At 54.6% G+C, this 240-nt stretch carries 1 protein-coding gene; it reads left to right on the top strand.

Going from position 1 to position 240, the window contains the following annotated elements:
- A partial coding sequence (locus V5P19_RS24410) for an endonuclease (RefSeq protein WP_334408102.1) occupies positions 1 to 240 on the top strand: 240 nt, incomplete at both ends.

The raw sequence follows: 240 nt of genomic DNA, 5'->3' as shown, positions 1-240 counted from the left end.
GGTGAGGTGAATGGCGATCGCGGCAACTTTATGTACAGCCAGTGGAATGGCGGTGAAGGCCAGTACGGTCAATGCGCCATGAAGGTCGATTTCAAAGAAAAAGCTGCCGAACCACCAGCGCGTGCACGCGGTGCCATTGCGCGCACCTACTTCTATATGCGCGACCAATACAACCTGACACTCTCTCGCCAGCAAACGCAGCTGTTCAACGCATGGAACAAGATGTATCCGGTTACCGAC

The sequence above is a fragment of the Enterobacter sp. UNJFSC 003 genome (assembly GCF_036903355.1).
Taxonomy (GTDB): Bacteria; Pseudomonadota; Gammaproteobacteria; order Enterobacterales; family Enterobacteriaceae; genus Enterobacter.
This window is presented reverse-complemented; position numbering and strand designations above follow the sequence as displayed.